The organism is Geobacillus sp. WSUCF-018B (assembly GCF_002809985.1).
Classification (GTDB): domain Bacteria; phylum Bacillota; class Bacilli; order Bacillales; family Anoxybacillaceae; genus Geobacillus; species Geobacillus thermophilus.
Map to the genome: position 1 here is coordinate 1 of NZ_PIJF01000106.1, position 2,771 is coordinate 2,771.

Below are 2,771 nucleotides of genomic sequence, written 5' to 3' on the forward strand. Positions count from 1 at the left end.
AGGTGTTGCCTGCAGATAGGCTGCCAACCAGCCTATCATGCATCCACCTCCGAAGGGGAAACAGGAAACCCCCACTTCGATAAGTGGGGGAGGTTCATTCATCCGGGAAGCGGCAGCCGCGGCTGGGCTTACTTCCATCGGCGGCCATGCTCAAATGGTTCGTCCGCTCGTCGCTCCTATGGCAGAAGGAGCGGCGGATTTGCGTGCAAGTGCCGACAGCGTTGATTCTGTTGGCGTTCAACATCGCTGCAATGTATGTGATTACACTCATAGATTTATAAATTTCATCATCAAAAAGGGATGGAGATGCGATGAAAAAAGTGCTCGTGACCGGATTTGATCCGTTTGGAGGAGAAACGGTGAATCCGTCGCTGGAGGCGGTCAAGCAAGCAGCCGGATGGAAAACTGATCGGTATATCGTTGAAGTTCGGGAGATTCCAACCGTATTTGGCGAATCATTAGTCATCTTGCATGACGCAATCATGCAAGTGGATCCTGATGTGGTGATTTGCGTCGGACAGGCAGGAGGGAGAGCGGATATTTCTGTTGAAAGAGTGGCGGTGAACATCAATGATGCCCGCATTCCCGACAACGAAGGCCAGCAGCCGATTGACGAACCTGTTGTTCCAGGCGGGCCTGTCGGCTATTGGTCAACCTTGCCGGTCAAAGCGATTGTCGAGGCGTTGAGGCGTCACGGCATACCAGCCTCTGTCTCTTATACAGCGGGAACGTTCGTCTGCAACCATGTGTTTTATGGATTGATGCATTACATCACCCAATCGAAGAAGCCCATTCGCGGCGGATTTATCCATATTCCGTATTTGCCGGAACAAGCCGCCCGGCATCCCGGGCAGCCCAGCATGGCATTAGAAACGATCGTGGAAGGGCTGCGTCTTGCCATTGACGTAGCGGTCGAACGTGAAGAAGATATCCAAGCGGTTGGCGGGCACATTTGTTAAGGAGGTTTCCATTTATGGCGATCATAGAGAAAATCAGTTCTTTTGCAGGAAAATGGAAGTCGGAATGCAAAACTCCGGATTGGGCGTGGCGATCGCCACAGCCAATTTCTCACCCTTGGCGGCTGTTCCAAGCGCCATTTTCAGCGTGTGGCACAACATATCTGGATCGATCCTCGCGGCGATTTTCAGCCGGATGAATGAGGAGGATCATCATAGGATCGGATTAAAGGAAAAATCAAGGGCGAAGAAGAAGAAAAGAAGATCGTCAACAGCGGCTTTGTAAGAGAGGGCCGCTGTTTTTTGTATATTTCTACTGTAATAGAAAAGTTCTTCATCACATTGTCTAGATATTTTAAGTAGGTGTACGTAGAGAAAGAGTGAAAAATGCGAATAAAGAGAGAGACTAAGAAGGATGCAGCCACCTTCATAAAATCACCACCCCCTTCGTCGATAGGAATAATTTTCTTCTCATTGCACATCGTATCCAATAGAAACTTGGAAATAGGAGCGTCATGCCGATGGTCGAACAACGAGAACGATGGTTTTTCCTTTTGGCGCTTGGCGTCATCGCCCTTTACGTGTCCCCGCTCTTTCTCCTTGGTGAGAACGCCCATATTCGCGTCCACGATAATTTGGATTCCAATATCGCTTGGTATAAGGTGCTCTCCGAAAGTGGAAAAATCACCGGGCCGCTTGACGCGAACATTCCGCAAATTGCTAACGGCCAGTTGTCAAGAAACGCCCTCGGCTCGGAGCTGACCGGCATCGTCTGGCTGCACGCGTTCTGTGGAAGCAGCGAGAAAAGAGGCGTTTCCTCCATGGATAGGGAAACATTCCTAATTTTCAACGAGGATGCGAATGTATATTCGCATTTGATTGATTTGATGGTATAATGAAACATGCACAGCCAAATGCAGGGTGGGCAGTGGCCACTCCCTGAACGAAAGGGGGTGGTGCTGATGATGACGATCGCCGATGCGCTGACGCTCATGATTGCGTTTGCGTCACTCATCGTCGCGGTGATTGCCGTATCCAAAGACAAAAAGTAACCCACCCTGCTAGGCCGAGGCGAGGGTAGGTTACGATGCCCGAGGCTTGGGCCACTGCGCTTCTTGCAGCGGCTGTGTATGGACAGGGCATTGGTGGCCGCCAATGTCCCTGTTTTTATTTTATGTTGTCTTTGCTTTCTATTATACGCAGACGGCGATGTCTATGGCAAGAAATGATTCATGTAAGAACGGACAACCAACTTATCTGCAAGGCAGATTAGACCACTGATATATAAGGAAGCTGAAGACTTGCTTCTTCAAAAAAACATATACTTGTCGCTAACACCGCTTAAGATTTGGATAAAATTAACTCGGCTATAATAGTTGACTTGAGCATAATTTAGTAGTATTATACTAACCGTCGCTTCAATAGATACGGAGCGATCTAAAAGACTTAGAGCTTAGAGAAAAATAGCATCTTGACAAACAAAAACATTTATTGTTACTATGAAAAATGTTTGTTATGAAAAGTCTTGTGATTTTTGTGATGGTATTCTCGGGAGTTTGAATGAAAGGCTTGACATCCATCACAAAAAATGATATATTAATAAAGCATTTGAGAGTGAATTTGGAAAATCCAGATTCCTCTGTCAAGAAGTCAAAAAACGACTCAAAGACTAAAAGCAGTTGCTTGTTCCTTGAAAACTGAACGAAACGAAGCGCGACGAAAAGCGGAGGTCCGCATGGGCCGAAGCAAAAGCCAATCAACTTTCTTTGGAGAGTTTGATCCTGGCTCAGGACGAACGCTGGCGGCGTGCCTAAT

2 protein-coding genes and 3 pseudogenes are annotated in these 2,771 nt (G+C 47.6%); all 5 read left to right on the forward strand.

The annotated features are described in order from the left end of the window. Window positions 1-100 precede the first annotated feature (100 nt). Window positions 101-238, forward strand: a pseudogene (locus CV944_RS17785) (5-oxoproline transporter, DUF969 family subunit); the annotation flags it as partial. Between the two features lie 73 nt (window positions 239-311). Further along, window positions 312-959 (forward strand): pyroglutamyl-peptidase I, encoded by a 648-nt coding sequence (gene pcp / locus CV944_RS16600; RefSeq protein WP_100659233.1) that lies wholly within the window; start codon window positions 312-314, stop codon window positions 957-959. A 52-nt stretch (window positions 960-1,011) separates the two neighbouring features. After that, window positions 1,012-1,242: pseudogene (locus CV944_RS16605) on the forward strand (hypothetical protein); the annotation flags it as partial. A 235-nt stretch (window positions 1,243-1,477) separates the two neighbouring features. Next, window positions 1,478-1,754: pseudogene (locus CV944_RS16610) on the forward strand (DUF6044 family protein); the annotation flags it as partial. A 164-nt stretch (window positions 1,755-1,918) separates the two neighbouring features. Continuing rightward, window positions 1,919-2,008, forward strand: coding sequence for a putative holin-like toxin (locus tag CV944_RS17790; protein ID WP_231578663.1), 90 nt, complete (start codon window positions 1,919-1,921; stop codon window positions 2,006-2,008). Window positions 2,009-2,771: the final 763 nt, after the last annotated feature.

Coding starts and splice junctions, on each gene's coding strand:
- pcp (WP_100659233.1), top strand. CDS start 312: ATGAAAAAAGTGCTCGTGACCGGATTTGATCCGTTTGGAGGAGAAACG.
- CV944_RS17790 (WP_231578663.1), top strand. CDS start 1,919: ATGATGACGATCGCCGATGCGCTGACGCTCATGATTGCGTTTGCGTCA.